Origin of the sequence: Vibrio sp. UCD-FRSSP16_30, assembly GCF_001676025.1 — a bacterium.
GTDB lineage: Bacteria > Pseudomonadota > Gammaproteobacteria > Enterobacterales > Vibrionaceae > Vibrio.
Map to the genome: position 1 here is coordinate 12,004 of NZ_LZFW01000006.1, position 26,535 is coordinate 38,538.

The following is a 26,535-nucleotide window of genomic DNA, read 5'->3' on the forward strand; positions in this document are numbered from 1 at the left end:
CTACTCGTCATCATAATCAAATGCAGGGCCAGCATAGTTATCAAAACGAGAATACTGCCCTTGGAACGTTAAGCGTACCGAACCGATAGGACCGTTACGCTGCTTACCAAGGATAATCTCAGCCGTTCCCTTCATCGCACTGTCTGGGTTATAAACCTCATCGCGATAAATAAACATGATTAAATCGGCATCCTGCTCGATCGCACCTGATTCACGTAGATCCGAGTTGATCGGGCGTTTATCTGCACGTTGCTCCAATGAACGGTTAAGCTGTGAAAGCGCCACAACTGGTACGTTCAACTCTTTGGCTAACGCTTTTAAAGAGCGAGAAATTTCAGAGATTTCCAAAGTACGGTTATCTTGCATTCCCGGAACGCGCATCAACTGCAGGTAATCGACCATGATAAGGCTTAAACCACCATTATCACGGGCAATACGTCTCGCACGCGAACGAAGCTCTGTCGGTGTTAAACCCGAGCTATCATCAATGAACATATTCTTCTTCTGCATTAAAATGCCCATAGTAGAAGAAATACGAGCCCAATCTTCATCGTCCAATTGTCCGGTACGAATCTTGGTTTGATCCACTCGAGATAAAGACGCGAGCATTCTCATCATGATTTGTTCTGAGGGCATCTCTAGAGAGAAAATTAAAACCGGCTTGTCTGAATCCATTGCGGCGTTTTCACATAAGTTCATCGCAAAGGTTGTTTTACCCATAGATGGACGAGCTGCCACAATAATCAAGTCCGAAGGCTGAAGGCCTGCGGTCTTTTTATTTAAGTCATTAAAACCAGAATTCACACCGGTCACACCGTCTTGCGGTGTTTTGTATAGTGTCTCTATACGTTCCAGTGTTTTTTCTAGAATATTATCAACACTTTGCGGGCCATCTTTTTCACTAGAACGTTCTTCGGCAATGGCAAATACTTTACTCTCTGCAAAATCGACAAGATCGCTAGAAGAGCGCCCCTGCGGATCATAGCCCGCGTCAGCTATTTCATTTGCAACACCGATTAGATTTCTGACGACCGCACGCTCTGCCACAATTTCGGCATAAGCATTAATGTTGGCAGCACTTGGTGTGTTCTTAACTAAATCAGCTAAATAGGCAAAACCACCCACGTCTTCGAGTTGTTCTCGACGCTCTAAAAATTCAGATAAGGTAATGAGGTCCAGTGGTTGGCTATCTTCGAGCAGTGATTTTACCGCCTCAAATATCATTCTATGCGGTCGGCTATAGAAATCGGTGGCCATTACTTTCTCAGCAACCGTATCCCAGCGCTCATTATCTAGCAATAATCCGCCGATTACCGACTGTTCAGCCTCCAGTGAATGTGGAGGAGCCTTAATTGCATCGACTTGAGGATCGCGCTTTGTATTTGTTCGTTGATCTGCCATGGATATGCTCAGTGATTTGAGATTCCTTGCATTATACCAATGGTAATGATGATGTGGTCAAAAAATATGTTTTATCTAACAGCATTAATTCGGTTGCCTATATTTACAGAATGAAAATGCTAGTATTAGTATTTGGTTAACATTTACTTGTATAAGTATTTACCAAGTATTGACTATGCATCAATAACATAAGCTACAATGCTTTAGTATCCATTAAGTTAAAGGTATTTCGTGTCCAAAAAATTGCTATTTTGTCTGGGGTCTCTGATGTGCTCAGGGCTTCATGCGGAAGAGCCTGATGATACGAATATCGATAGCCCTTCCCCCTTTAAAACTGAAGTCGAATTCGGTTACCAAGCGCACAGCGGAAATTCCGACTCTGAATCTTTAAACTCACGACTTAGTGGTGAGTACATCAAAAACCGCTACCGTATTAATGGCGAGTGGAAATATTACTTGTTGTATAAAGATGGGGAAGAAGATAAACGGCAGTCTACCTATGATATTCAAGGGGATTATAAGCTTGGGCCCAAGAGCTATGGCTACGCCAACTTTAGCGGTTATGACTCTAAATACAGTGCTTACTTTACCGATTATACGGTCTCAATGGGTATGGGTTATCAAATAACCAATAGTAAATATCTTTTACTTGAAGGGGAATTAGGGCCGGGTTATCGCTATCAAGAGCCTAATTTAGATGAAATTGATGATGATGACATCGTCTTTCCTGAAACAGTTCAAGAAGCTATTATTCGTGGCAATCTATCGATGGTTTGGAAGCCGATCAAAACGCTGTCAATCGGTGGCAACCTAACTATTATCGCAGGTGAAAGTAACACTCGAACAGATACTGAGTTATCTGTAATCAACGCGATAACAGAAGATATCGCACTAAAGCTTGTTTACAATCGTCAGCATCACAACAAAGTCCCTGACGGACTCAGTAATACCGATTCTATTTTTTCAGTAAACCTACTTTTTCTTTTCTAATCCCCTTTCTTTAGACATATTGCTTTAGGCATAAAAAAACACCGACCAAGGTCGGTGTTTTAAAGTCGTCTTTAGAGTAAAAAATTACTCTGCAGGTACAACTTGTAGGTTCACAGTTGCGAAAACTTCAGAATGAAGTTGAACGCTTACTTCGAACTCACCAGTGTTACGTAGTGCGCCTTCAGGAAGACGAACTTCGCTCTTAGCAACTTCAACGCCAGCAGCTGTAACAGCGTCAGCGATGTCGCGAGTACCGATAGAACCGAATAGTTTACCTTCGTCACCAGCTTTTGATGCGATAACAACAGCTTCTAGAGCGTTAACTTTCTCAGCACGAGCTTGAGAAGCAGCTAGTTGCTCAGCAACTTTAGCTTCTAGTTCAGCACGACGAGCTTCAAACATTTCAACGTTAGCTTTAGTTGCCATTACTGCCTTATTCTGTGGAATAAGGTAGTTACGAGCGTAACCAGATTTAACGTTAACAGTATCGCCAAGTGCACCTAGGTTACCGATTTTATCAAGTAGAATAACTTGCATTATTTAATCCTCTATTCTTAATAAATCGACCGATTACTGATGCTTATCAGTGTACGGAAGTAGTGCTAGGTAGCGAGAACGCTTGATTGCACGAGCTAGTTGACGCTGATATTTAGCGCTTGTACCAGTAATACGGCTAGGTACAATTTTACCAGCTTCAGTGATGTAGTTTTTAAGAGTTGCTACGTCTTTGTAATCAATCTCTTGTACGCCTTCTGCAGTAAAACGGCAGAATTTACGACGACGGAAGAAACGAGCCATGGGCTATCTCCTGATCTTAAATTTGAGTGATATCTTGGGCATGCAAAACCAGTTTTCCTAAGCCATTTCGGCTAGTTTGATAAGCGACGAAGCCACTTACCCTGATTGTGCTGCCTTTAACTAGTTCTTGAGTTAAAGTGTGTGACTTTTTACCACTTACCACTACAGGCATTCGACAGTAAACCTGTCTTAGAAGCTCTGCTTCTATCACATCTGAGCGATGCTCAAGCCAAAACTGGCAATGTGATATCCCCGAGGGGCTTTGTGTTCGAATAGGGTCTTTAGTAACAGTGCCACTTAAGTCCATTCGATTGGTCATACAATCAATTACTCAGCAGATGCTTCTGGCTTAGCTTCAGTACGCTCTTCGCGGCGAGGAGCACGTTCAGCACGTTCTTCTTTTTGCTTAAGCATAATTGATTGCTCAGTCACAGCGCCTTTAGTGCGCATGATCATGTTGCGTAGAACTGCATCGTTAAAACGGAAAGCAGTTTCTAGCTCGTCGATCACAGCTTGATCAGCTTCAACGTTCATAAGAACGTAGTGAGCTTTATGAAGCTTGTTGATTGGGTAAGCCAGTTGACGACGACCCCAGTCTTCTAGACGGTGGATAGTACCGCCAGCTTCGTTGATAGAACCAGTGTAACGCTCGATCATGCCAGCAACTTGCTCGCTTTGATCAGGGTGCACCATGAATACGATTTCGTAATTACGCATTTGTTGCTCCTTACGGATTATTAGCTTCCACGAGTGGCCCGGTCGTCCAGAGGAAGCAAGGAACTAAAGATAAATGACCGAGTTTTAAGGACGGCAAATAGTACAGAAATCGCCCAGTAATATCAAGAGAAAAAGACGCAATGAGAAGATATAGTTTTTAGAGGTGTGTTTTTTGGTTTTTATCTATACAAATCAAGCAATAAAAACCGTTATATAAAGCACCAATATGCATTGATATAAAAATAGGAGCCTAGGCTCCTATTTATCACTGGTTATCGCTGGGACGACCTAATAATTTATTTTTGACGCTGTCTTACTGCTTCAAATAAGCATACGCCTGATGCAACAGAAACATTCAGACTTGATACAGAACCCGCCATCGGAATCTTAATCAGGTCGTCACAAGTTTCACGAGTTAGACGACGCATACCGTCACCTTCTGCGCCCATAACAATTGCCAAAGAGCCCGTAAGCTTACTTTGATAAACATCATGAGTTGCCTCACCTGCCGTACCTACAATCCAAACATTTTGTTCTTGTAGATGACGCATAGTGCGCGCAAGGTTAGTAACTCGAACCAAAGGGACGGTTTCTGCTGCGCCACAAGCAACTTTACTTACTGTTGCAGTCAAAGGCGCAGACTTATCTTTAGGTACGATAACCGCTGCCACACCGGCTGCATCTGCGTTACGCAAACAAGCGCCTAAGTTATGCGGATCAGTCACACCATCTAGAATAAGTAATAATGGGTTTTCATTAGACGCTAAAATGATATCCAGATCATTTTCATTTAATACTTTTGCAGCCTTAACACGCCCAATAATGCCTTGGTGATTAGCACCTTTAGACTTGTCATCTAATGCTTTGCGTCCCATCTGCTGAATAGACACGCCATACGCTTGTAGCTGGTTAATTAAAGGTAACAAACGGTCATCCTGACGCCCCTTTAAAACAAATACTTCGATAAAGCGTGCAGGATCATTCTCTAACACCGCTTTAATTGCGTGGATACCGTAAATATATTCGTTACTCATTAATCACTTCTCTTATTTCTTAGGAGCGCGAGCTTTATTTTTATTGCTGCGTGCTTTGTTTTTTCTGGCTTTCTGCGATTTTGATTTCTTTGATGCAGGCTTTGCATCGGTACTTCCATCAGGACGTACTGTAGGTTCAACCATCGTTTTAGCGCGCTTAGAACGCCCTTCTTTTTTTGCTGAACCGTCTTTCTTGCCATCAAAACGTTTTGCATCTTCTACAAGGCGCTTCTTAGCTGTTTTACCTTTGCCTTTTGGCACACGGTTACTGCCCGCAATTTCAAAATCAATCTGTTTGTCGTCTAGGTTAACCGCTAATACTTTAACTTTAACCTGATCGCCAAGACGATAGATCTGACCGGAACTTTCACCGACCAAACGCTGGCTAACCACATCATAACGATAGTAGTCATTAGCCAACGATGAAATGTGAACGAGGCCATCAATATGTAGGTCGGTTAATCGAACAAAGAAACCAAAACCGGTGACATTAGCAATAACACCATCCAGTTCTTCACCCACATGGTCTTGCATGTATTCACATTTTAGCCAATCCGCTACATCACGTGTAGCATCATCAGCGCGGCGCTCAGTCATCGAACACTGTTCACCAAATACGTTCATATCATCAAAAGAATAATGATAGCCACCCGTTGGGGTCCATCTATCAGTATTGTAACCTTCTTGCTTAGCAATCAGATACTTGATTGCACGGTGCAATAATAAGTCAGGATAGCGACGAATAGGTGAAGTGAAGTGAGCATAACGTTTGAGTGCCAGTCCAAAGTGACCTGCATTGTCTGGATTATACACAGCTTGCTTCATTGAGCGTAGCAGCATTGTCTGGATAAGCTCTTTATCCGGACGCTGAGTAACCACATGCATTAACTCTGCATAATCGGTTGGTGAAGGCTCTAGACCGCCATTTAGGGTTAAACCTAGCTCGCTCAAGAAGTCTTTAAAACCGACCAGTCTTTGCTCTCCCGGTGTTTCGTGAATACGATACAACGCAGGCTCTTTAAGCTTTTCTACAAAAGAAGCTGAAGCGATATTCGCTAAAATCATGCATTCTTCAATGAGCTTATGAGCGTCATTTCGAATAACCGGTTCAATGCGATCAATTTTTCTATCCGCATTAAAGATAAACTTCGTTTCTACGGTTTCAAACTCTATTGCGCCGCGACGCTCTCGAGATGTTTTAAGAATACCGTACATATTATGCAGCTCTTGCAGGTGTGGAACGACTGATTCATAGCGCTGATTCAGTTCTTCGTCACCATTAAGAATATCGTTCACCTTGGTGTAGGTTAAACGAGCGTGAGAGTTCATCACCGCTTCATAATGTTTATAACCAGAGAGCTTACCGCTGTCCGATACGGTCATTTCACAGACCATACACAAGCGATCAACTTGAGGGTTTAGCGAGCATAAGCCGTTAGATAACACCTCAGGTAGCATAGGCACAACCTGAGATGGGAAATACACTGAGTTACCACGATTAATCGCTTCTTTGTCTAGCGCTGAATCAGGGCGAACATAATAACTGACATCAGCAATGGCGACCCATAAGCGCCAGCCACCGCTTTTTTTCTTCTCACAATATACGGCATCATCAAAATCACGGGCATCTTCACCATCAATGGTGACTAATGGCAGATCTCTTAGATCTACACGTCCCTTTTTCGCTTCTTCTGGAACTTGTTCTTCTAATGAGGCAATTTGCTTGGTGACTTCTTCTGGCCATTCATTAGGAATTTGATGAGTGCGGATGGCGATTTGCGTTTCCATACCCGGTGCTAGGTTCTCACCTAATACGTCAATAATTTTACCTGACATACCACGAGAGCGACTGCCACGGTCTGTTACTTCAATCACAACAACATTACCCATACGAGCGCCCATTCGGTGCTCTTTAGGAATCAAAATGTCTTGATGGATTCTAGAATCATCAGCCACAACATAAGCGTGACCAAATTCAAGGAAGAAACGTCCGACGATTTGTATGGCACGCTCTTCAAGTACGCGAACGATGCGAGCTTCTTTACGACCTCGTTTATCGGTACCTGATTGTTGAGCTAAAACGTAGTCACCGTGAATGATGCCACGCATTTGATGGAAAGGCAGAACCAAGTCGTGATCTTTACCGATGACGCCTTCAGGGCGAACCCAGCCAAAACCATCTTTATGACCAATGACATGTCCTTTAATCATCTCTAATTTTTCAGGAACAGCAAAACATTGGCGACGAGTGAAAACTAATTGGCCATCACGTAGCATCGCATTTAATCGGCGACGTAAGCCTTCATACTGATCTTCACCGCTAAGTTCTAGTGCGGTAAATAGATCGTTGCGATTCATTGGCACGCCAGCACCTTCAAGAAAGCTTAGAAGAAACTCTCTACTCGGTACTGGGTTCTCGTAATTTTTAGCCTCTCGATCTGCATGGGGGTCAAGAGATTTAGAATCGGACATGGATGTGCTCATTAATTAGAATAATTAAGTAAAGTATATTCTAGTAATGCCTCACAAGGAAAAAATGCTTTAGTAATTAGTAAAATAATCGTCTTTTTCTATTAGCCTTTGGACAACAAAATCAGTAATTCTGAATTATCATCTAGAAGATCGTCTAAGTAGCAACGATCCAATTCTGCTAAAAATGCTTCTTTTGCTCGGTGAAGGTAGCTTTTTAGACGACAAGCAGGCGTGATATGGCAAAACTCTGGAGAACAATTAATTACCGTGAGAGGTTCTAGCTCCCGAATCACACTACCTATATTAATTTCACTAGCCGGTCTATTCAGTCTAATCCCACCATTCTTACCTCGAATGGTATGTATAAACTCTTTTTGGCCAAGTTTATTGACAATTTTCACCATGTGGTTGCGAGAGATACCAAACACCTCACTCACCTGAGTAATATTAGTAAGTTCATCATCTTTTAAGGCAGCCAAATAAATAAGAGTTCGAATGGCATAATCGGTAAAACTGGTAATTTGCATAGTGGTACTCCGTCTCGTCCTCACAGTGTAATTCTTTTGTTGACTTTAATATACGTTTTACACAACAATAAACATGACTTTAATATACACCTTTAGGCGAGATATAAGATGTTGGAACAAAAAACGATTGATACAGTTAAAGCCACAGCTCCTCTGCTTGCAGAAACGGGTCCTAAACTAACCGCTCATTTTTATGATCGTATGTTTACGCATAACCCTGAGTTGAAAGATATCTTTAACATGAGCAATCAGCGCAATGGTGATCAAAGAGAAGCACTATTTAATGCCATTTGTGGTTATGCTGCCAACATTGATAATCTTGAAGCATTACTACCTGCTGTAGAGAAAATTGCACAAAAACATACAAGCTTCATGATCACTGCGGAACAATACAGCATTGTTGGCGGTCATCTTTTAGCGACAATTGATGAGCTATTCTCTCCAGGTCAAGACGTTCTTGATGCTTGGGGTGAAGCGTACGGTTTACTAGCAAATATCTTTATTGACCGTGAAGAGCAAATCTACTCAGAAAACAATGACCTTAATGGCGGTTGGCGTGGACTAAGAGAATTTGAAGTTGTCGAGAAAACAGAAGAAAGCTCATTAATCAGCAGCTTTGTTTTCAAACCAACGGATGGCGGTCCTGTTATGGGCTTTAAACCAGGACAGTACCTTGGTATCTACATCAATACTCCGATGTTTGAAAACCAAGAAATTCGTCAATACAGCCTATCCGCTGCGCCAAACGAAAATACTTACCGTATTTCTGTAAAACGTGAAGGTGAAGGCCGTGTATCAAACTTCCTGCATGATCACCTAAAACAAGGTGAGACAGTACAACTTGCGGCTCCAGCAGGTGACTTCTTCCTAAACGCTGAGTCTAAAAAACCTGTAGTACTTATCTCAGCAGGTGTTGGCCTAACACCAATGCTTTCTATGCTAGAAACACTGCAAGGAAGTGAAGTACCTGTTACTTGGATTCATGCAACTGAAGACGGCAAGCAACATGCCTTTAAACAGCACGTTTCTGAACTATGTAGCAAACAAGACAACTGTGAAGCAATCACTTGGTACCGTAACCCTCTTGCAAGCGATACGCTAGCTCAAGATTACCAATTCGATGGCCTAATTGAACTGTCTAAACTGAACGAGAAACAACTACCGAAAGATGCAGACATCTACTTCTGTGGCCCTGTACCATTCATGCAAGCGGCTGCTAAACAGCTGATTACTCTTGGCTTCAATGAAGACCAAATTAATTACGAATGCTTTGGTCCACATAAAGTATTGTAATATCAATCGTAGTAATTAACGATCACCATATCGTAGATACAAAAAAACCGGCGCAAGCCGGTTTTTTTTATTCAAAGTTTAATTCGATTAAGCACCGAATGGATGAACTTTGATCATAGTCTCGTTACGGTCAGGACCTGTAGAGATGATATCAATTGGCACACCAGTTAGCTCTTCAATACGCTTGATGTAGTCAAGTGCAGCTTGTGGTAATGCATCAATAGATGTTGCACCGTAAGTCTTCTCAGACCAACCAGGCATAGTTTCGTAAATAGGTGTCGCTTCTTCGAATGCTTCAGCAGCCATTGGCGATACTTCTAATACAGAACCGTCATTCATCTTGTAACCAGTACAGATTTTTAGCTCTTCTAAGCCATCTAGTACGTCTAGTTTAGTTAGACAGAAACCTGAGATTGAGTTTAGTTGTACTGCACGACGCATAGCAACGGCATCAAACCAACCTGTACGGCGTAGACGACCAGTTGTCGCACCAAACTCATGACCAACTTCACCTAAGTGTTTGCCGATTGGATCTTGTTGTTCCAAACCGTCATACAACTCAGTTGGGAATGGACCTGAACCAACACGAGTACAGTAAGCTTTCGCAATACCTAGGATGTAACCGATGTGACGAGGACCAAAACCAGAACCTGCAGCAACACCACCAGCAGTAGTGTTAGAAGAAGTTACGTATGGGTAAGTACCGTGGTCGATATCTAGAAGCGTACCTTGAGCACCTTCGAACATGATTTTGTCGCCGCGCTTACGTGCTGCGTCTAGTTCGTCAGTAACATCAATAACCATTGAAGTTAGAAGATCCGCATAGCCCATAGCTTGCTCTAGAACTTCTTCGTAACTTACTGGGTCAACTTTATAGAAATGCTCAAGTTGGAAGTTATGGAACTTCATTACTTCTTTAAGCTTCTCTGCAAATGTAGCTTTGTCGAATAAGTCACCTACACGTAGGCCACGACGAGCTACTTTGTCTTCGTATGCTGGACCGATACCACGACCAGTAGTACCAATCGCTTTTTTACCAAGAGCAACTTCGCGCGCTTGATCGATAGCGATGTGGTAAGGAAGAATTAATGGACAAGCTTCTGAAATGAACAGACGTTCGCTAACAGGAATGCCGCGCTCTTCAAGAGGCTTCATTTCGTTAAGAAGCGCATCAGGAGAAAGTACTACACCGTTGCCAATAATGCATTTTACATTATCGCGTAGGATACCTGATGGAATTAAGTGTAGAACGGTTTTTTCACCGTCAATAACTAGAGTGTGGCCTGCATTATGACCGCCTTGATAGCGAACCACATACTTTGCATCTTCAGTTAAAAGGTCAACGATTTTACCTTTACCTTCGTCACCCCACTGGGTGCCTAAAACAACTACGTTATTTCCCATCTTTCCAATTCTGATTGCTAGTTAAAAAAGGATTTTAGCACCGAAAAGGCAAATTTGCAGTCATTTTTTGAGCGTTCACCATAAAATAATGATGGTTTTTCAAATTAAGTTAAGACCAATATTAAAACCTCAGCAATGCTTACAGTAGCATAAAGGTAATCACAGCCCCTGCAACAACAAGGCATCCGCCAATACGACGCAATTGATTATCAGGCTGCTGACTCATTTGTTGCATCATATTTCGCCAAGCATTAGGCGCAAGTAATGGACCTAAACCTTCCAATATCAGAACCAACCCTAATGCAATCCAAATTCCCTGGGACATAATCACTCTTCTTTTTAATTGATGAATAAAAAAGGCTCCTAAATAGGAGCCTTTGAAATAGTTAATTGAATCTACTTGCGAGGTGCACCTTTCGCATCGTTCATAAAGCGGAAGAAATCACTCTTAGGATCAAGGACCATAATGTCCCCTTTTTCAGAGAAAGATTTCTCATACGCTCTTAAAGAACGTACAAAGCTGTAGAACTCAGGATCTTTACTGTATGTATCAGAATAGATCTTAGCGGCTTTAGCATCTGCATCACCACGAGTAACTCGGGCTGTTCTATCTGCTTCGGCTAGTACTGTCGCAACTTCTAGCTCAGCTTGAGCACGGATAATCTCGGCTTTTTCACGACCTTGAGAACGGTGCTTACGAGCAACAGATTCACGCTCAGCACGCATACGACGATAGATAGACTCAGAGATTTCATCCGGTAGGTTGATTTTCTTCATTCGGAAATCAACAACGCGAACACCTAAGTCATCCATAGCACTTTGACGAGTATCATCTAGAACTACAGCCATGATTTTATCACGTTCGCCATCAATCTCTACCGCAGCGCGAGCCGCTTCAGAAACTGTATCGTCTAGCTCTGATTCATCAGGTAGTACCTTCTCATTACGAGGACCCGATACAATCTGCTTAATCTCACGAGAACCGATTTCTGCACGAAGTACATCCGTCACTTTACGCTCTAATAGCGCTTGCGCCGTTAGTGCATTACCGCCACCAGTTGCAAGATAGTATTGACCAAAATCTTCAATACGCCATTTCACGTATGAATCAATGATAACGTCTTTTTTCTCAGACGTTACGAAACGGTCAGAACGGCCATCCATCGTTTGGATACGAGCATCTAAGCGTCTCACGTTGTCAAACAATGGCATTTTAAAGTGCAGACCTGGCTCGTAAATACGAGACATTTCATTGTTATCTTTCAAGATACGACCAAATCGAACTACGATACCGCGCTCACCCTCAGGGACCACAAATACCGACATCAACAGTAGTGCAATGATAACTACTACTACAGGGATCATTAACTTACGCATTTCTAGTATCTCCCTTGACGAGTCGTTGTCGTTGGATGAGAGTTGGCAGCGGGTGTCGATGTTTTCGCTGCTTTATCTGCATCTAGCTCTATTTTATCGTAAGTTGAAGACGATTTACTTGCACGTTTAGTGGCTGAGCTGTCTTGACCTGCTAACTTATCAATTGGTAAGTAAAGTAGGTTGCCGCTTGATTCAGAATCAATCAGCACTTTTGATGTATTCGAATACACTTCTTCCATTGTATCTAAATACATACGGTTACGAGTCACTTCTGGAGCCGCTTGATATTCAGGTAGCAATTTCTCAAACTGAGCTACTTGACCAAACGCTTCATTTACAATGCGCTCACTGTAACCAAGAGCTTCTTTCTTCAGACGCTCTGCACGACCTGTTGCCTTAGGCAAAATTTCGTTTTTATAAGCTTCAGCTTCACGAATGAAACGTTCTTCATCTTCTCGTGCTGCGATAGCGTCATCAAATGAGTCTTTAACTTGCTCTGGTGGACGAGCAGATTGGAAGTTGACGTCGACAATCAAAATACCCATATCATAGCCATCAATGATGTTATTTAGAGTTTCTTGAGTGCTTTGACGAATTTGTTGACGACCACTAGTCAGGATACTATCCATCAATGAATCACCAATTACTGCACGAAGTGCAGAATCCGTCGCTTGACGTAAACTGTCATCAGCGTTAGTCACACGGTACAAGTATTTGTACGGATCAGACACTCGGTATTGAACACCCATACCAACAGTCACAACGTTTTCGTCTTTCGTTAGCATTAAGCCAGAAGCTTGTAGCGCACGAATTGCTTCAACGTTCACAGTTGTTACTTCATCAATAAAACGTGGACGCCAGTTTAGACCAGGATCAACGATGCGATCGTATTTACCTAGACGAAGGACGACCCCACGCTCTGCTTCACCTACGGTATAGAAACCGGAAGCAACCCAAATGACGATAGCCACTACAGCGATAAGTCCAAAACCAATAGCGCCGCCACCTTTAGAAGATGAGCCACCGCTACGCTTGCCAAATTTACCACCCAGCTTTTGACTCAGTTTATTAAAAACTTCGTCTAAATCTGGTGGTCCTTGATTGCGACCACCTGATTGTTGCTTGCCACGATCTTTATTGCCCCAAGGGTCATTATCGTGGCCATTATTTCCGTTGTTATTTCCAGGCTCGTTCCACGCCATTAGAAAACTCCATCACTAGATATGACGTTATAAAGTAACAGTCTTTTAACCGACTATAAAGTCGTCCAACTGCGCCTCTTCCCTCTTTTGCAGCCTAGCCCAATCGGCTTGCTGCATTCGAATATCAATCAACAAGTTGCCTTCTGAATCATAAGCTTCTTGTTGAATAGATTTCATGTTGAAGAATACACCGCGTAAACGCCCCTGATATAAGGGAGGAATACTCAGGCTATATTCGACCATTTGACTGGCTAAACGTTCAGTCAACGCTTGAAACAGTAGGTCTAACCCTAGCCCTTCCATCGCAGAAACCCATACGGTGGTCGGGATCCCCTCTTCATTATATTCAATACGAGGAGATTGCTGTTCCATATTGTCTATTTTGTTCATAACGAGCAAAACTGGAATTTCATGTGCATCGATTTCTTCTAAGACGATATCGACAGCCTGCACATTCTCCCTGAAACGCTCATCACTCGCATCTATAACATGTAACAAAATGTCAGCTTCTTGGGTTTCCTGCAAAGTTGCTTTAAAAGCAGCCACTAAATCATGCGGAAGATGACGAATAAAGCCAACAGTATCAGCTAAGATGGCTAAACCCACATCATCTAGCTCTATTTTGCGTAGAGTTGGGTCCAAGGTCGCAAATAATTGGTCAGCAGCATAGACACTTGCTTCTGTAATCTTATTGAACAACGTGGATTTGCCTGCGTTGGTATAACCAACTAAAGAGACAGTAGGGATCTCAGCACGCTTTCTAGCCCTGCGGCCTTGTTCACGCTGCTTAGCAACCTTATCCAAACGACGTAAAATCGCTTTGATTCGGTCTCTAAGTAAACGACGGTCAGTTTCAAGCTGAGTTTCACCCGGCCCTCTTAAACCAATACCGCCTTTTTGTCTCTCCAAGTGAGTCCAACCACGAATCAATCGGGTGGAAATATGGCGCAATTGTGCCAACTCAACTTGCAGTTTACCCTCGTGGGTTCTAGCCCTTTGTGCAAAAATATCCAAAATTAAACCTGTACGGTCTAAAACTCGGCATTCACATAATTGTTCGAGGTTTCTTTCTTGAGCAGGGGAAAGGGAATGATTGAAGATAACGATTTCGGCTTCAAACTGCCGAACCATTTCAGCAATCTCTTGAGCCTTACCCTCACCCACATAGTACTTAGCATGAGGAGTTTGACGACTACCCGTCACCGTTTGCAAGTTGTTAACACCTGCAGAAGACACTAACATTTCAAATTCTGCTAGGTCTTCCCACTCCCCTTCTTGTGTAAAATTAATATGAACAAGTATCGCCTGTTCACCTGATTCATACCGGTCAAACAAGCGATAAGCTCCTTACACAAATATTTTGATGATTAAATAACTTTTTCAATTAGTCTTCAGATTTCTCTTGAGCGCGATCTGCGCCACTGTGATGAGCTATTGCACGAGCAGGAACCACAGTCGAAATAGCATGCTTGTATACCATTTGATTCACGGTATTTTTAAGAAGGATAACAAATTGATCAAAAGACTCAATCTGTCCTTGAAGTTTGATGCCATTGACTAGGTAGATAGAAACCGGCACTCGCTCACGACGCAGTGCGTTTAAAAACGGGTCTTGTAAAGATTGCCCCTTTGCCATGTTATTTTCCTTATTAGTATGTTGTTGTAATTATTTAGCAAGTGACAGTAGAAAAGTTGTACTGCTTGCGCATCCTAGCTAAATCGAACAATACCTCAAAAACACTACATTCCATGTAGAGGTATTGCCTATGCAAAACGATCATATTATACACAGCAAATTCAATTAGATGCTATGACATTCGCTATAGTTTCTACACCTTGATCGATATTTAGACTATCAAGCCAAGTTAAGTTTTCCCAGCTACGAAGCCAAGTAATTTGACGCTTAGCCAGTTGCCTTGTGGCGCATACGCCCTTAAATATCGCTTCATCAAAGCTATATTCACCTTCAAGGTACCCCCACATTTGACGATACCCTACACAACGAATAGAAGGAAGATCTGCATTTAAATCAGTACGTTGATGCAATGCTCTCACTTCATCCTCAAAACCATCTGCAACCATATTCTCATAGCGAAGTTCAATTCTACGATGCAGTTCTGAGCGTTCTTGTGGCGCAATGGCAAACTGTTTCACATCATAAGGGATAGGATCGCCCTTTTGCTGAGTTAATTCAGTTAAAGACTTTCCTGTAATACGAAATACCTCTAAAGCTCGAGATAATCGTTGCGGATCATTAGGATGAATGCGCTCCGCCGCCACAGAATCGATAGATCTAAGCTCATCATGCAGAGCTTGCCAGCCTTTTTCTTGAGCTTCTTGTTCTATCTGAGCACGAATCTCTGGATTAGCACCCGGCAAAGGAGAAAGCCCTTCTAGCAATGCCTTGTAATACAGCATAGTACCGCCCACTAACATCGGGATCTTACCTTGCGAAGTAATCTCATCCATTAGCAGTAATGCATCACGACGAAAATCCGCCGCTGAGTATGATTGGCTTGGGTCAATGATATCAATCAAACGGTGAGGCGCAGCGGCTTGCTCTTCTGCTGACGGTTTGGCTGTACCAATATTCATCCCCTTATACACAAGGGCAGAATCGACACTAATCAATTCAATAGGAAAACGACGACGCAGTCGAATCGCAAGTTCAGTTTTACCAGAGGCCGTTGGGCCCATTAAAAATATGGCCAAAGGCAATTTATCATTCATGTAATAGCGCTTTAATTGGTGTGGAAAAATCCACTAATTGGATAAATTTGTCATCTTTCAAATCTAGACCCGAAGTGGAAACCCCTTCTAAATCTGAAAGTAACTGAATAGCTTCAGATAAAGTGTAGACCTTATCTTTCTCCGCAACCTGAGATGCAAGCCACAGGCTCAGCTCTTCAAATGACATTGATTGACCACTATTTAATAGCGCCAATAATTGCGAAAAAAGTTGTTGTAAATTATGTTGGCGCAATGGTTGAGGCACAGCCATAACCATTACTTTTGAACCGCCTTTAAACATCAGTTCAATGGCAAAACGCTCTAGCATCGGCTGAATTTGTTGAAGCTGAGAAATATCATCACTACTGACTCTTAAAGCCAGTGGAATTAATAATGGCTGTTTAATCAACTGCCTGAGATCAACCGATAACTGACCACGTAGCTTCAAGATTTCTGCTCTTGATAACGAAAGCAATGCACAACCTGCATTGCTATTAATTAATAAACAACGCCCTTCAACCACAGTTAGCGCTTTACCTAATTGAGTAATTGGCTGAGTCTGCGCCGTTTGCACTGACATAGGTTGTGCTGGCATAGATTGCACTGGCATCGTTTGTGCTGGCGCTGTCTTAACTGACGTTGGCTTAACTTGTGTTCGAGAGCTTTCTTCCGAGGCAGAAATAGAAGACGGCGCAGCTGTCATCAACTGTTGGTAAACCTCGACTTCTCGCTCAGAAACTTGTGACTTCTCGGCTCTAGGTCCTTGTCTTTGTCCTGAGCTTGATGCTGAAGATGAAGGCTTATCCTGAGCTTGAGCTTTATTTGGATATTGCGGCGTATGTTCTATTGCCTGAGTTTGTCGCTGTGAAGCCGAAACATCACGCAGGGCTACATTGCTTTGCTCTGCTGACGTCGGAGTTTTCGGCTCACTTTCAGCCGTTGGATGAGACGTAGCAAAAGCACTTTCTCGTCTTTGTTGTGGCATCATCTGCTGTGACTGCCCTAAAGCATCCACTAAAGCTTGATAGATAAAATCATGCACCAAACGCGCTTGATGAAAACGAACTTCATGCTTAGCAGGATGAACATTCACATCCACTTGATGAGCGTCTATTTCAATAAACAGCACATACGCAGCATATTGGTCAGATCTTAAGGTAAGCTCATAGCTTTGACGAATAGCATGATTAATCAGCTTATCGCGCATCATTCGGCCATTCACATAACAATACTGCAAATCACCTTGTGAGCGTGCGCCATCAGGCGTCGTTATCCAGCCATAAAGCTTTAAATCTTGATGCTGTAATTCGACCTTTAACATATTCTCGGCAAAATTCTTACCGCATACCGATTGAATACGTTGTTCAACTTGGCGCTCTGTTTTTGCCGCGCGATATTGCTTAACTAACTTACCGTTATGTCGAAGATTTAAAGTGACATCAAAGCAGCTCAATGCAATTCGCTTTAATAGTTCTTCAATGTGGGTAAATTCTGTTTTTTCGGTACGTAAGAACTTGCGTCTTGCTGGAGTATTAAAAAAGAGATCTAAAACCTCAACCGAAGTTCCTACAGGGTGAGCCGCCGGTTGCAGTTTTACCTGCATATCTCGCCCTTCAGAATAGGCAGACCATGCTTGCTCTTGTGTTGCGGTGCGTGAGGTCATCGTTAAACGAGAAACGGAGCTAATACTAGCCAACGCTTCACCGCGAAAGCCAAGACTCATAATCGCTTCAAGATCATCAAGTGTGGTAATTTTTGAGGTCGCATGTCGGCTTAACGCTAACTGCAATTCATCCTTAATAATGCCCTTGCCATTATCACGAATACGAATCAGCTTACTGCCGCCTTTTTCGATATCGATATCGATACGAGTTGCGCCAGCATCAATACTATTTTCAACCAACTCTTTCACAACAGAAGCGGGTCTTTCAACCACCTCTCCTGCTGCTATTTGGTTTGCCAGTCTTGCTGGCAGTATTTTTATTTCACTCATCGATTTGGAATAATTAGCACTTGCCCAATGGCAAGAGAATCAGAGCGGAGCTTATTCGCACTGCGAATACTACTTACTGATACCGCATATTTTGATGCAATTTTACCTAAGAACTCACCGCGTTGAACTTTGTGCTTACGAATCGGAGCATCTTTCACCGCAACGGTTATCTTTAGTTTTTTGCCAACATGTACCGTATTCGACTTGAGATTATTCTCACGCTTAATTGATGCGACCGAAACCTTATACTGACTGGCAATTTTACCTAGGTACTCACCAGATCTTACAGTATGAGTAACCGATTTTGTTTCTACAGAATTTAAAGTGCTCGAAACCACTGCCGCACCAGGAATCGTTAATTTCTGTCCAACCTTGACCGTATCACTCTTGAGTTTGTTCGCCGCTTTAAGAGCACTAACTGAAATGCCATGATTTTGGGCAATTTTAGAAAGGAAATCACCACGTTGAACGACATAAACACCATGCTGATGACTAACTGATTTATCAAAGCTAGTCCCTTCTGGTGGGCTGTTCTTCAGATAGGTCACAACCGCACGGCTTAACGCTGTCGCTAACTTGTCTTGATAAGAACGTTGGAACAGTAATTTCTCTTCGGTCGGATTAGAAATAAAACCTGTCTCAACTAACACTGACGGGATTTGTGGAGAACGTAATACCGCAAGGCTTGCTTCACTAGGTTTGCTTTTGTGCAAACGTGCCACTTTTTTAAGCTCACCCAGTATTTCTGTCGCGAGTTTCTCACCTTCACGCTTAGAGTGAGTAAACTGCAAATCAAGTAAGGTTTGGTTCACGTTCTTATCTGCGCGAGTCACCGTCGATGTACCACCCAACTTTCTAGATTGGCGTTCTTGGTTTTCGACCCAACGAGATATTTCTGTATTTCGGCGACGATCATTTAAGAAAAATACCGATGCGCCTCTCGGGCGTGGTGAGGTAAATGCATCAGCATGAATTGATATAAATAGATGTGCTTTTTGTTTATCGGCAATCGCGACACGTTGGTCTAAATGCACAAAGTAATCACCAGTTCGCGTCAGCTGAGTTCTTATTCCTGGAATCGCGTTTAACTGTGCTGCCAATTTTTTAGCAATATTTAAAGTCGCAAACTTCTCATATTTACGACTAGGCCCGATAGAGCCCGGATCTTTACCGCCATGGCCTGGGTCAATCACAATAAGCACGTCTTTTCGATGTGGCACACTGCTACTACTGACAACGACAGGTTTAGCTTGTGGCTTACTGGCTACCTTTGTTTTAGCAAAAGGAATATCAACCACCAATCTATGCCCATTGCCTTTACCCGGACCAAGCTTAAAGAGATTAGGGGAAGCTTTACCTTTTAATTCAAAAACCAAGCGAACGGTATTTTTACTCGGTGGTGAACTTTCACGAACCTTAGATAAAATAGGGCTTTTGGTCACTGACTTAGGCAGTTTGGCACTGTTTGAGCTGTTTTTAATATCAACAACTACCCGTTCAGGGCTACCTAAGGTAAAGAAACTGTACTCAGCAGCATGCGTAAGATCGATCACAGCTCTGGTATCTTTGCTGGTCGTAGAGATACGGATATCTTTTATTTCATTAGCTTGCACACTCACAAACAAAGAAGAAATAAAGAGCAACGTAAACGCCCATACTGAATTCTTGATCAATTTAGCTCCAGATTTTTCATCAGTGTTAATCCATTGTCACTGTTTGCTATAACAGTTGCGATGCGTCCTTCACCTTCATAGCGAATATCTATTTCAAGATCGGCTGCTGGTAAAAGCCCTGTACCTCTCTCCGGCCATTCGACAAGACAAATGGCATCAGGGGTAAAGTAGTCTCGAATACCCATAAACTCTAATTCTTCAGGGTCAGCCAGACGATAAAGGTCAAAGTGATAAACCTGCCACTGCTGCAAATCATAAGGTTCAACTAAGGTGTAAGTTGGACTTTTTACATTTCCCGTATGACCCATCGATTGAATAAACCCACGACTAAAGGTTGTTTTTCCTGCACCTAAATCGCCATGTAAATAAATCGTGGTTTGCTCAGAGCATAAGGCTGACAGTCTTGCCCCTAACTTTACGGTATCGTGCTCATCCTTGAGAGAGAAATGCTTCTGGGTCATAAAAGGTTCGTCTTAATTTGATTTTATAAGTTATGACCTAATTATCTCTACTCAGAGCGTTTTGTCGAGTAAACCTGCATTTTTGATAGGCGATGACCTATATTTTTCTTCCATAAGCAAAGAGAAAGTGTGACGAGGTTATCTATCAGCGCTTTTATTCGCTAAAATAGTACCATCTTCCTTCAATTGACAGTGTTATGGATCTTCAGCAATTAGCAGAACAAATTAAGCTATGGGGCAACGAACTTGGCTTTCAAAAAGTCGGTATTACCGATCTCGATTTATCTGCATGTGAAGATGGCTTAAATAAATGGCTGGAACAGGGCTACAACGGCAATATGGAATGGATGGAGCGTAATGCAGATAAACGCTTGCATCCCGATCAATTACACCCTGGGACACTAAGGGTGATCAGCGTTCGTTTAGATTACCTTCCTCCAGAAGCTCGTTTTGCCAGTAACCTTTCGGATCCAACAGAAGCTTATATTAGTCGATACGCATTAGGTCGTGATTACCATAAACTGATGCGAAATAAGCTAAAAAACTTAGCTCAGAAAATTGAACAAGAATTAGGGGATTTAAACTATCGCCCCTTTGTGGACTCCGCTCCAGTATTAGAGCGCCCTTTAGCCGATAAAGCAGGGCTTGGTTGGACAGGTAAGCACTCTTTATTACTCAATGATGATACTGGCTCTTGGTTCTTCCTTGGTGAACTCCTTATTGGCTTGCCATTACCTATTGATAAGCCCATCGAGAATCAGTGTGGTAAATGCCGTTCTTGTATTACCAGCTGTCCTACCGGCGCCATTGTTGAAGATGGCGTGATAGACGCACGCAAATGCATTTCTTATTTAACCATTGAATATGATGGCATTATTGATGATGAGCTGTGTGACGCAATGGGAAATCGGATTTATGGCTGTGATGACTGTCAATTAGTCTGCCCATTCAATCGACATGCTAGTGTCACCGAGCAAACAGACTTTCATCGAAGAGAAAGTATCGAAAATAGTAATTTAATGACTCTATTCTCTTGGACAGAGCAGGAGTTTCTGAAAAACTTTGAAGGTTCAGCAATACGTCGTATAGGCCATCAACAATGGCTGCGTAATTTATCAATTGCGATGGGAAATGGCTTTTATGCCGCAGAGACGATTGAAGCACTACAAAGTAAGCTTGGAATTAATGATGTACTCGACCATCACATTAACTATGCAATTAAGCGACTCACAGATCAAAGTCATACCTTATCTAACAAACAGCAACGATTGATTAGGATTGTCCAAAAAGGGTTGCCAAGAGATGCTTAATCAATAAAAACCAAACCGTGAACTCCAAAAGGAATTGGATATTCATCCCGCTTAGAATAATTCTCCATCAACTTCGCTTTATTCCCTCCGTTCAATGCATTATTAGACTTAAAATCAGCTTAATGTAGCAAGTAGACTACCAGTGTGGAAAAAGAAAACAAAATTAGAAGAATTTGAGCTGTGACTAAAGTTAAACACAGGCACGAAATATGATAAAGATCAAATAAAGTCGTATTTAAGATCGAGAGACTATGTATGGAAGATCAATGATAATTCGAATTAACTATTATATTTCAATAGCTTAACCTATATACCAGCATGCCATTCATTATTAAAAATCAAATAGATCTTGACATAAGATCTTTAAAAATATCTAAGAAATATATTTATCAACCAACTTATCCACAGATTTGGCTTTGTGGGTAAGTCTGTGTATTAATTCTGAATTGGAGTGATTAACTACTGGAATAGCTAGAGTTTAATAAAAGAAACTAAATAGAAAATAAACTATAAGAAAAAGAGTTAACTTAGAATTGAATTAGGAGTGATTATTTCAATAACAAGATAAATTAATAAAGTATCTTAGTTAAGGAAATTGGTTGCGGGGGCCGGATTTGAACCGACGACCTTCGGGTTATGAGCCCGACGAGCTACCAAACTGCTCCACCCCGCGTCCGTATTGTATCTTTCATTGTTAAGTACAATGACAACTTATTATCTCGAAAGAGATGGGAGCGATACGCTAAGTTCGCATTCCCTAAAGCATGAAATTATCACACCTTTAAAATGTGGTTGCGGGGGCTGGATTTGAACCAACGACCTTCGGGTTATGAGCCCGACGAGCTACCAAACTGCTCCACCCCGCGTCCGATTGTGTCACCGTTAAGTACGATGAAGACTTTTAATCTCTAAAAATAGATTGGAGCGACACACGAGGTTCGCTTTCCCTTGAACATAAGCGTGACCTCAACCTTGGCAAGGTTACGCTCTACCAACTGAGTTAGTAGTACATTCAATCTTTCTCAAAGAGATTGGAGCGACACACGAGGTTCGAACTCGTGACCTCAACCTTGGCAAGGTTGCGCTCTACCAACTGAGCTAGTGTCGCATTCCATAAAAGCATGAATTATCACACCTTTGAAATGTGGTTGCGGGGGCTGGATTTGAACCAACGACCTTCGGGTTATGAGCCCGACGAGCTACCAAACTGCTCCACCCCGCGTCCGATTGTGTCAACGTTAAGTACGATGAAGACTTTTAATCTCTGAAAGAGAAGTTGGAGCGACACACGAGGTTCGAACTCGTGACCTCAACCTTGGCAAGGTTGCGCTCTACCAACTGAGCTAGTGTCGCATTCCGTAAAGCATGAATTTATCACACCTTTGAAATATGGTTGCGGGGGCTGGATTTGAACCAACGACCTTCGGGTTATGAGCCCGACGAGCTACCAAACTGCTCCACCCCGCGTCCGATTGTGTCAACGTTAAGTACGATGAARACTTTTAATCTCTRAAAGAGAAGTTGGAGCGACACACGAGGTTCGAACTCGTGACCTCAACCTTGGCAAGGTTGCGCTCTACCAACTGAGCTAGTGTCGCTTCATAAACGTATTTAATCCGTTTAGGGGTGCGAATTATAAGAGGTTATTTTTGTGATGCAAGCCTTAATTTTTATTTTTTTATTCTTTCGCCCTAAACGAACAAAAAAGCATCAGATTGACATGATTGTTTTTCGGTAATAACGAAGTTCAGCAATCGATTCTCTAATATCGTCGAGCGCTAGGTGGACACCTTGCTTTGAAAACCCATCTAAAACTTCTGGTTTCCAGCGGCGAGTAAGCTCTTTTAGAGTACTGACGTCAACATAACGATAATGGAAGTATTGTTCTAACTCAGGCATATGCTTGTATAAGAAACGTCGATCTTGACCAATGCTGTTACCACAAATCGGTGACACACCTTTGGGAACCCACTTTTCTAAAAACTCAATGGTAAGTGCTACAGCTTGATTTTCATCTATAGCACTGTCTTTTACACGTTTAACTAATCCGCTATTGGTGTGAGTATTAGTGCACCAATCATCCATTATTGCTAACTCAGCATCAGATTGATGAATTGCGATAACTGGCCCTTCTGCCAAAATATTTAACTCGCTATCGGTCACGATAGACGCTATCTCAATCACTTTATGTACTTCAGGATCCAATCCTGTCATTTCAAGATCGACCCAGATTAAATTGTTATCGTTAAACGCCATGGATTACATTGCCTATTATTATGGTGAAGGAAACTTCCGTTATGCTTATAAAGTTCAAATCTTTGAATTGCATAATTTACAGCAGATATCGCTTAATCTCGCATCTTGATAGCGATTAGGTATATCATACTCTTCAATTATAGAAAGCCAACTGGACACATAAGAATACATGGCTAAGAAGAAAAAGCTAACCAAAGGACAAGTACGTCGTGTTCGCGGTAATCAAAAGAAGCGATTACAACAAGACAACGCTGTCCAATGGGACGAGCAAATGCTTGGTGAAACCAAAAAAGGCTTAGTGATCACTCGATTTGGCCAACATGCCGATATTGAAGACACTGAGACAGGAGACATTCACCGCTGTAATCTACGTCGTGGTATTGAAAGCTTAGTCTCTGGTGACCGTGTGCTTTGGCGTATAGGACTTGAGTCTATGGCTGGGATCTCTGGCGTTGTCGAAGCGGTAGAGCCAAGAACATCCATGCTCACAAGACCTGACTATTACGATGGTTTAAAGCCGGTAGCAGCAAATGTTGATCAGATGGTTATCGTATCATCAGTGCTTCCTGAGTTATCTCTATCTATCATTGATCGCTATTTAGTCGCCTCTGAAACGCTAAGCATTGCTCCGCTATTGGTGCTAAATAAAATCGATTTAACCACTAAAGAGCAACTTGCCACTCTTGAAGTCCAATTAAAAATTTATAGTGATATTGGTTATAAAGTTTTATTGGTCAGTAAAGAATCAGGTGAAGGTATCAGCGCTCTTGAAGATGAACTGGCAGGTAAGATTAATATCTTTGTTGGTCAATCTGGTGTGGGCAAGTCGAGCTTAGTTAACGCATTGATGCCTGAACTTGATGTAGAAGAAGGCGTGATATCAGAAAATTCTGGTCTTGGTCAGCACACTACAACAGCGGCAAGACTGTATCACTTCCCTGCTGGCGGCGATCTTATCGACTCTCCTGGAGTGCGTGAATTTGGCCTGTGGCACCTTGAACCCGATGAAGTGACTACGGCTTTTGTCGAGTTTAGAGAATTTTTGGGGCTATGTAAGTTCCGAGATTGTAAGCATGCCGACGATCCAGGCTGTGCATTACAGCAGGCTATTAGTGATGGCAAAATACATCCAAATCGCTTTGAAAACTATACAAGAATTATTGAAAGTATGGTGGAAAATAAAGCTAACCGTCAGTATTCAAAAAACAAGAAATTGGATCAGTAGTTTATTTAGACAAACTGCAACAGTTTAAGTAACATTCTGCCCCAATTTAGGAATAATGGACCTTATTGTGATTGATAAAATCAAAGTCGGCGCCCAATACTGGATGCCACAACACGGCCTTACACGCTTGGTTGGAAAACTTGCTTCTGCGAAACTGGGCGGATTTACTACGTCGATTATTCGCGGCTTCATCAAGCAATACAAAATTAACATGGACGAAGCACTACATTCAGATCCTGCTCACTTCAAAACCTTTAATGAGTTTTTTGTTCGTGAACTGAAACCTGGTATTAGACCTGTCGTTGAAGATGAATCAATTATCACCCATCCAGCTGATGCGTGTGTAAGCCAATTCGGTCCAATCGAAGATGGTAAATTAATTCAAGCGAAGAAGCATGACTACTCAGCACGCCAACTGCTTGGTGGTGATCTAAGCCTTGCAGAAGCCTTTACTGATGGCAGTTTTGCTACGCTATACCTTTCGCCAAGTGACTATCACCGAGTGCACATGCCGTGTGATGGAACACTAAGACAGATGATCTATGTTCCGGGTGACCTTTTCTCAGTTAATCCGTTAACCGCAGAAAACGTAGAAAATCTATTTGCACGCAATGAACGCGTTGTGTGTATTTTTGACACTGAATTTGGTCCAATGGCGCAAGTACTAGTGGGTGCAACCATTGTGGGTAGCATTGAGCTTACTTGGGCTGGCACAGTAACACCGCCACGCGGCAATACTGTTTATCGTTGGGATTATCCAGCTGACGGTGAAAAAGCCATTCAGATTAAGAAAGGGGAAGAAATGGGCCGCTTTAAGCTTGGCTCAACAGTGATTAACCTGTTCCCTAAAGGTGCTATCGAGTTTGATTCTAGTATGCAATTAGAAGCCACTACTCGCTTAGGTACCGCTTACGCTCGCAAGCTTTAATCTTAGTGAGATAAGCCATTGGTTAGACAAAAAAAGGAGCGAAAGCTCCTTTTTTATTTCCTTTCTATTTGCTTCCATCTACGGCATAGGTCATTTCAAGCCCCTGCTCTAGCAATAACAATTGCTCTTTTCCTGTTTTGGTCGCCACCGGTTTTACCATCGCCAATATCTGCAACATTCCCTGCATAATCATTGACTCTGTGACTTTATGAGTTGCATTCATTGCAGATTGATAGCCTAGCCACCCCGTTGCCACAAAGTGCAAATTAGTCACCAAACGAGGCATATCTTGAGGCTCAACAGAAATCAGCTCAAGAGTAGAGAAAGATTCGACTATTGCGACTAAATTGACTCTCAGTTTTTCCTGAACCTTTGAATAAGCACTATGAAGTTGTGCATCTCGGCTGACAATATCAGCGAGATTGGCGTAGAAAAAACGATATTTCCACATTAAAGAGAAAGTGGAATTGACGTAATGCTTCAATAATACAAGGCTTTCATCTTCACTTTCATAAGGACGAAATCTATCAAGTAACTCTGCGGTATAGTCCTCGAAGATGGCTCGAATGATCTCTTGTTTATTCGAGTAATGGTAATATAGATTGCCCGGACTAATCCCTAAGTATTCTGAGATATGATTAGTCGTGATATTGCGCTCACCGTGTAAGTTAAATAACTCAAGCGCACCTTTCACTATTCTTTGCTTTGTTTTCATTTGATGACTCAATACCTTAGGTCATTGTT

25 protein-coding genes and 7 tRNA genes are annotated in these 26,535 nt (G+C 42.2%); 5 read left to right on the plus strand and 27 right to left on the minus strand.

What is annotated here, in order from left to right; genetic code table 11:
* Complete coding sequence (locus A9260_RS04770) at nt 1–1,401, minus strand: replicative DNA helicase (RefSeq protein WP_068696735.1); 1,401 nt, start codon at nt 1,399–1,401, stop codon at nt 1–3.
* A gap of 267 nt (nt 1,402–1,668) precedes the next feature.
* Here A9260_RS04770 and A9260_RS04775 point away from each other — a divergent pair, with 267 nt between their 5' ends.
* Nucleotides 1,669–2,391 carry a DUF481 domain-containing protein gene (locus A9260_RS04775; RefSeq protein WP_068696737.1) on the plus strand — a complete coding sequence of 241 codons (723 nt, stop codon included), beginning with the start codon at nt 1,669–1,671 and terminating at the stop codon, nt 2,389–2,391.
* 84 nt (nt 2,392–2,475) lie between these two features.
* Here the strand turns inward: A9260_RS04775 and rplI are convergent, their stop codons facing one another.
* The 7 genes from rplI to nsrR all read right to left on the minus strand — a co-directional run bounded on the left by rplI (nt 2,476) and on the right by nsrR (nt 7,939).
* Nucleotides 2,476–2,928, minus strand: a complete 453-nt coding sequence (gene rplI, locus A9260_RS04780) for a 50S ribosomal protein L9 (RefSeq protein ID WP_068696739.1) — start codon at nt 2,926–2,928, stop codon at nt 2,476–2,478.
* 33 nt (nt 2,929–2,961) lie between these two features.
* Nucleotides 2,962–3,189 carry a 30S ribosomal protein S18 gene (gene rpsR, locus A9260_RS04785; protein ID WP_000090472.1) on the minus strand — a complete coding sequence of 76 codons (228 nt, stop codon included), beginning with the start codon at nt 3,187–3,189 and terminating at the stop codon, nt 2,962–2,964.
* Between the two features lie 16 nt (nt 3,190–3,205).
* The gene (priB, locus tag A9260_RS04790) at nt 3,206–3,508 is read right to left on the minus strand and encodes a primosomal replication protein N (RefSeq protein ID WP_082957057.1); all 303 of its coding nucleotides are present in this window, start codon (nt 3,506–3,508) and stop codon (nt 3,206–3,208) included.
* Nucleotides 3,509–3,516: 8 nt separating this feature from the next.
* Nucleotides 3,517–3,906 (minus strand): 30S ribosomal protein S6, encoded by a 390-nt coding sequence (gene rpsF / locus A9260_RS04795; protein WP_068696743.1) that lies wholly within the window; start codon nt 3,904–3,906, stop codon nt 3,517–3,519.
* A 296-nt stretch (nt 3,907–4,202) separates the two neighbouring features.
* Nucleotides 4,203–4,940: a 23S rRNA (guanosine(2251)-2'-O)-methyltransferase RlmB gene (rlmB, locus tag A9260_RS04800; RefSeq protein ID WP_068696745.1), complete on the minus strand. Its 738-nt coding sequence runs from the start codon at nt 4,938–4,940 to the stop codon at nt 4,203–4,205.
* 12 nt (nt 4,941–4,952) lie between these two features.
* Nucleotides 4,953–7,412 carry a ribonuclease R gene (rnr, locus tag A9260_RS04805; RefSeq protein WP_068696747.1) on the minus strand — a complete coding sequence of 820 codons (2,460 nt, stop codon included), beginning with the start codon at nt 7,410–7,412 and terminating at the stop codon, nt 4,953–4,955.
* A gap of 101 nt (nt 7,413–7,513) precedes the next feature.
* A complete protein-coding gene (gene nsrR / locus A9260_RS04810) occupies nt 7,514–7,939 on the minus strand; it encodes a nitric oxide-sensing transcriptional repressor NsrR (RefSeq protein ID WP_068696749.1) in 426 nt (141 codons plus the stop codon).
* A gap of 108 nt (nt 7,940–8,047) precedes the next feature.
* Here nsrR and hmpA point away from each other — a divergent pair, with 108 nt between their 5' ends.
* Nucleotides 8,048–9,232: an NO-inducible flavohemoprotein gene (hmpA, locus tag A9260_RS04815; protein WP_068696751.1), complete on the plus strand. Its 1,185-nt coding sequence runs from the start codon at nt 8,048–8,050 to the stop codon at nt 9,230–9,232.
* Between the two features lie 87 nt (nt 9,233–9,319).
* Here hmpA and A9260_RS04820 read toward each other — a convergent pair whose 3' ends face one another.
* From A9260_RS04820 to tsaE, 10 genes are all read right to left on the minus strand, one after another.
* Nucleotides 9,320–10,636 carry an adenylosuccinate synthase gene (locus A9260_RS04820; protein ID WP_068696753.1) on the minus strand — a complete coding sequence of 439 codons (1,317 nt, stop codon included), beginning with the start codon at nt 10,634–10,636 and terminating at the stop codon, nt 9,320–9,322.
* Between the two features lie 139 nt (nt 10,637–10,775).
* Entirely contained in the window at nt 10,776–10,961 is a 186-nt protein-coding gene (locus A9260_RS04825) for a DUF2065 domain-containing protein (RefSeq protein WP_068696755.1), read from the minus strand.
* 71 nt (nt 10,962–11,032) lie between these two features.
* Nucleotides 11,033–12,013 carry a protease modulator HflC gene (hflC, locus tag A9260_RS04830; protein ID WP_068696757.1) on the minus strand — a complete coding sequence of 327 codons (981 nt, stop codon included), beginning with the start codon at nt 12,011–12,013 and terminating at the stop codon, nt 11,033–11,035.
* A gap of 2 nt (nt 12,014–12,015) precedes the next feature.
* Nucleotides 12,016–13,215, minus strand: a complete 1,200-nt coding sequence (gene hflK / locus A9260_RS04835; RefSeq protein ID WP_068696759.1) for an FtsH protease activity modulator HflK — start codon at nt 13,213–13,215, stop codon at nt 12,016–12,018.
* Nucleotides 13,216–13,260: 45 nt separating this feature from the next.
* Nucleotides 13,261–14,550, minus strand: coding sequence for a ribosome rescue GTPase HflX (hflX, locus tag A9260_RS04840; protein ID WP_068696761.1), 1,290 nt, complete (start codon nt 14,548–14,550; stop codon nt 13,261–13,263).
* 49 nt (nt 14,551–14,599) lie between these two features.
* A complete protein-coding gene (gene hfq, locus A9260_RS04845) occupies nt 14,600–14,851 on the minus strand; it encodes an RNA chaperone Hfq (protein WP_068696763.1) in 252 nt (83 codons plus the stop codon).
* A gap of 161 nt (nt 14,852–15,012) precedes the next feature.
* Nucleotides 15,013–15,945 (minus strand): tRNA (adenosine(37)-N6)-dimethylallyltransferase MiaA, encoded by a 933-nt coding sequence (gene miaA / locus A9260_RS04850; RefSeq protein ID WP_068696765.1) that lies wholly within the window; start codon nt 15,943–15,945, stop codon nt 15,013–15,015.
* On the minus strand, nt 15,938–17,938 hold the full coding sequence (mutL, locus tag A9260_RS04855; protein WP_068696767.1) for a DNA mismatch repair endonuclease MutL: 2,001 nt from the start codon (nt 17,936–17,938) through the stop codon (nt 15,938–15,940). The genes miaA and mutL overlap by 8 nt, the downstream gene beginning before the upstream one ends.
* The gene (locus A9260_RS04860) at nt 17,935–19,611 is read right to left on the minus strand and encodes an N-acetylmuramoyl-L-alanine amidase (protein WP_068696769.1); all 1,677 of its coding nucleotides are present in this window, start codon (nt 19,609–19,611) and stop codon (nt 17,935–17,937) included. The genes mutL and A9260_RS04860 overlap by 4 nt, the downstream gene beginning before the upstream one ends.
* Nucleotides 19,608–20,072 carry a tRNA (adenosine(37)-N6)-threonylcarbamoyltransferase complex ATPase subunit type 1 TsaE gene (tsaE, locus tag A9260_RS04865; RefSeq protein ID WP_068696771.1) on the minus strand — a complete coding sequence of 155 codons (465 nt, stop codon included), beginning with the start codon at nt 20,070–20,072 and terminating at the stop codon, nt 19,608–19,610. Before tsaE ends, A9260_RS04860 begins: the two co-directional genes overlap by 4 nt.
* 197 nt (nt 20,073–20,269) lie before the next feature.
* Here tsaE and queG point away from each other — a divergent pair, with 197 nt between their 5' ends.
* Complete coding sequence (queG, locus tag A9260_RS04870; RefSeq protein ID WP_068696773.1) at nt 20,270–21,382, plus strand: tRNA epoxyqueuosine(34) reductase QueG; 1,113 nt, start codon at nt 20,270–20,272, stop codon at nt 21,380–21,382.
* A 596-nt stretch (nt 21,383–21,978) separates the two neighbouring features.
* Here the strand turns inward: queG and A9260_RS04875 are convergent.
* The 8 genes from A9260_RS04875 to orn all read right to left on the minus strand — a co-directional run bounded on the left by A9260_RS04875 (nt 21,979) and on the right by orn (nt 23,638).
* Nucleotides 21,979–22,055 (minus strand) — tRNA-Met (locus A9260_RS04875).
* A 116-nt stretch (nt 22,056–22,171) separates the two neighbouring features.
* Nucleotides 22,172–22,248 (minus strand) — tRNA-Met (locus A9260_RS04880).
* Nucleotides 22,249–22,414: 166 nt separating this feature from the next.
* Nucleotides 22,415–22,490, minus strand: a tRNA-Gly gene (locus A9260_RS04885).
* Between the two features lie 37 nt (nt 22,491–22,527).
* Nucleotides 22,528–22,604, minus strand: a tRNA-Met gene (locus A9260_RS04890).
* Between the two features lie 55 nt (nt 22,605–22,659).
* A tRNA-Gly gene (locus A9260_RS04895) sits at nt 22,660–22,735 on the minus strand.
* 37 nt (nt 22,736–22,772) lie between these two features.
* Nucleotides 22,773–22,849 (minus strand) — tRNA-Met (locus A9260_RS04900).
* A 55-nt stretch (nt 22,850–22,904) separates the two neighbouring features.
* Nucleotides 22,905–22,980: transfer RNA gene (locus A9260_RS04905), tRNA-Gly, on the minus strand.
* A 112-nt stretch (nt 22,981–23,092) separates the two neighbouring features.
* Nucleotides 23,093–23,638, minus strand: coding sequence for an oligoribonuclease (gene orn / locus A9260_RS04910; RefSeq protein WP_068696775.1), 546 nt, complete (start codon nt 23,636–23,638; stop codon nt 23,093–23,095).
* A gap of 169 nt (nt 23,639–23,807) precedes the next feature.
* On the opposite strand from orn, the gene rsgA reads away from it, so the two are divergent.
* Nucleotides 23,808–24,863: a small ribosomal subunit biogenesis GTPase RsgA gene (gene rsgA, locus A9260_RS04915; protein WP_068696777.1), complete on the plus strand. Its 1,056-nt coding sequence runs from the start codon at nt 23,808–23,810 to the stop codon at nt 24,861–24,863.
* A gap of 70 nt (nt 24,864–24,933) precedes the next feature.
* Complete coding sequence (asd, locus tag A9260_RS04920; protein WP_068696880.1) at nt 24,934–25,791, plus strand: archaetidylserine decarboxylase; 858 nt, start codon at nt 24,934–24,936, stop codon at nt 25,789–25,791.
* 64 nt (nt 25,792–25,855) lie between these two features.
* Here the strand turns inward: asd and A9260_RS04925 are convergent, their stop codons facing one another.
* Nucleotides 25,856–26,506, minus strand: a complete 651-nt coding sequence (locus A9260_RS04925; protein ID WP_068696779.1) for a TetR/AcrR family transcriptional regulator — start codon at nt 26,504–26,506, stop codon at nt 25,856–25,858.
* Between the last annotated feature and the right edge of the window lie 29 nt (nt 26,507–26,535).

Bases quoted from the DNA above. Each gene is read 5' to 3' on its own strand.
- rnr (WP_068696747.1), bottom strand. From the start codon at position 7,412: ATGTCCGATTCTAAATCTCTTGACCCCCATGCAGATCGAGAGGCTAAA.
- hflK (WP_068696759.1), bottom strand. From the start codon at position 13,215: ATGGCGTGGAACGAGCCTGGAAATAACAACGGAAATAATGGCCACGAT.
- hmpA (WP_068696751.1), top strand. From the start codon at position 8,048: ATGTTGGAACAAAAAACGATTGATACAGTTAAAGCCACAGCTCCTCTG.
- mutL (WP_068696767.1), bottom strand. From the start codon at position 17,938: ATGAGTGAAATAAAAATACTGCCAGCAAGACTGGCAAACCAAATAGCA.
- queG (WP_068696773.1), top strand. From the start codon at position 20,270: ATGGATCTTCAGCAATTAGCAGAACAAATTAAGCTATGGGGCAACGAA.
- hfq (WP_068696763.1), bottom strand. From the start codon at position 14,851: ATGGCAAAGGGGCAATCTTTACAAGACCCGTTTTTAAACGCACTGCGT.
- rplI (WP_068696739.1), bottom strand. From the start codon at position 2,928: ATGCAAGTTATTCTACTTGATAAAATCGGTAACCTAGGTGCACTTGGC.
- rpsF (WP_068696743.1), bottom strand. From the start codon at position 3,906: ATGCGTAATTACGAAATCGTATTCATGGTGCACCCTGATCAAAGCGAG.
- rsgA (WP_068696777.1), top strand. From the start codon at position 23,808: ATGGCTAAGAAGAAAAAGCTAACCAAAGGACAAGTACGTCGTGTTCGC.
- A9260_RS04775 (WP_068696737.1), top strand. From the start codon at position 1,669: ATGTGCTCAGGGCTTCATGCGGAAGAGCCTGATGATACGAATATCGAT.
- orn (WP_068696775.1), bottom strand. From the start codon at position 23,638: ATGGCGTTTAACGATAACAATTTAATCTGGGTCGATCTTGAAATGACA.
- priB (WP_082957057.1), bottom strand. From the start codon at position 3,508: ATGACCAATCGAATGGACTTAAGTGGCACTGTTACTAAAGACCCTATT.
- rpsR (WP_000090472.1), bottom strand. From the start codon at position 3,189: ATGGCTCGTTTCTTCCGTCGTCGTAAATTCTGCCGTTTTACTGCAGAA.
- A9260_RS04770 (WP_068696735.1), bottom strand. From the start codon at position 1,401: ATGGCAGATCAACGAACAAATACAAAGCGCGATCCTCAAGTCGATGCA.
- A9260_RS04825 (WP_068696755.1), bottom strand. From the start codon at position 10,961: ATGTCCCAGGGAATTTGGATTGCATTAGGGTTGGTTCTGATATTGGAA.
- rlmB (WP_068696745.1), bottom strand. From the start codon at position 4,940: ATGAGTAACGAATATATTTACGGTATCCACGCAATTAAAGCGGTGTTA.
- miaA (WP_068696765.1), bottom strand. From the start codon at position 15,945: ATGAATGATAAATTGCCTTTGGCCATATTTTTAATGGGCCCAACGGCC.
- tsaE (WP_068696771.1), bottom strand. From the start codon at position 20,072: ATGACCCAGAAGCATTTCTCTCTCAAGGATGAGCACGATACCGTAAAG.
- hflC (WP_068696757.1), bottom strand. From the start codon at position 12,013: ATGCGTAAGTTAATGATCCCTGTAGTAGTAGTTATCATTGCACTACTG.
- A9260_RS04925 (WP_068696779.1), bottom strand. From the start codon at position 26,506: ATGAAAACAAAGCAAAGAATAGTGAAAGGTGCGCTTGAGTTATTTAAC.
- nsrR (WP_068696749.1), bottom strand. From the start codon at position 7,939: ATGCAAATTACCAGTTTTACCGATTATGCCATTCGAACTCTTATTTAT.
- A9260_RS04820 (WP_068696753.1), bottom strand. From the start codon at position 10,636: ATGGGAAATAACGTAGTTGTTTTAGGCACCCAGTGGGGTGACGAAGGT.